Genomic DNA, 1491 nt, shown 5'->3' with positions numbered 1-1491 from the left:
TATCGCACGGGTGATGTGGTGCGGTGGAACCGGTCGGGTGAGTTGGAGTTTGTGGGCCGGGTTGATCATCAGGTGAAGGTGCGGGGTTTCCGTATCGAGCTGGGTGAGGTTGAGGCGGTGTTGTCGGGTCATGGGTTGGTGCGGCAGGCCGTGGTGGTGGTGCGGGAGGACCGGCCGGGGGATCGGCGGGTGGTGGCGTATGTGGTGGGTGAGGTAGATGCCGCGTCGTTGCGGGCGTATGTGGCTGAGCGGTTGCCGGGGTACATGGTGCCCTCGGCGTTCGTCTCGCTGGCGGAGTTGCCACTGACACCCAACGGCAAGCTGGACCACAAGGGGTTGCCGGCGCCTCAGTGGGGTGTGGAGGGGGCCGGGCGTGCGCCGCGTACGCCGCAGGAGGAGATCGTGTGCGGTCTCTTTGCGGAGGTGCTGGGGCTGGAGCAGGTCGGCGCCGACGACTCCTTCTTCGACCTGGGTGGGCACTCGCTGCTGGCCACCCGGCTGATCAGCCGCATCCGCTCCGCCTTCGGCGTGGAGCTGCCGATCCGGGCGCTCTTCGAAGCCCCGTCCCCCGCGGCTCTGGCCGACTGCGTCGAGGGCGCCGGCCGTGCGCGCACCGCCCCCGTGCCGAGGGAACGGCCCGATGTGCTGCCGCTGTCCGTCACCCAGCGTCCCCTGTGGGTGCTCGACCGGTTGGAGGGTGGGGGTGCTACGTACAACGTGCCGTTGGTGTTGCGGTTGACGGGTGGGTTGGACGTTGGTGTGTTGGGGGCGGCGTGGGGTGATGTGGTGGGTCGGCACGAGAGTCTTCGGACGGTGTTTCCGGAGGTGGGTGGTGTGCCGCGGCAGCGGGTTGTGCCGGTGGGGGAGGGGGTTTCTCGGCTGGCGGTGGTGGAGGTGTCGGGGGCGGAGTTGGGGGCGGTGCTGGGGGAGGCGGCGCGGTATGGGTTTGTGCTGGATGCCGAGGTGCCGGTGCGGGTGTCGTTGTTCCGTACGGGGCCCGAGGAGCACACGCTTTTGGTGTTGATGCATCACATAGTCGCTGATGGGTGGTCTGTTGGGCCGTTGTTGCGGGATTTGTCGTGGGCGTATGCGGCGCGGTGGGCGGGGTCGGTTCCGGTGTGGGAGCCGTTGCCGGTGCAGTACGCGGACTTCACGCTGTGGCAGCAGGAGGTGCTGGGTTCGGAGGAGGATCCGGACAGTCTGTTGTCGAAGCAGTCGCGGTACTGGCAGGAGCAATTGGCTGGGTTGCCGGAGCTGACGGAACTGCCTCTGGACCGGCCACGCCCCGCCACCGCCACCCACCGGGGATGCTCGGTTGCCGTGCGCCTCGACGCCGGGACACACCGCGCCCTCGATGCACTCGCCCGCCGTACGAACACGACGATGTTCATGGTGTTGCAGGCGGGGGTTGCGGCGTTGCTTTCCCGTATGGGTGCCGGTACCGACATTCCGATCGGTACGGCGGTGGCGGGGCGCACCGACGAGGCGTTG

General features: G+C 68.5%; 1 protein-coding gene. It reads left to right on the top strand.

All coding sequences use genetic code 11. The features are described from left to right. Window positions 1-1491: condensation domain-containing protein (locus tag ACFWWQ_RS29645; protein WP_384602349.1), on the top strand; the 1491-nt coding region annotated here is incomplete at both ends.

This window comes from Streptomyces sp. NPDC059080 (assembly GCF_042739975.1).
In the GTDB taxonomy this organism is placed as follows: domain Bacteria; phylum Actinomycetota; class Actinomycetes; order Streptomycetales; family Streptomycetaceae; genus Streptomyces; species Streptomyces benahoarensis.
The sequence above is the reverse complement of the archived record's forward strand: the minus strand, read 5'-3'. Positions and strand labels throughout refer to the sequence as shown.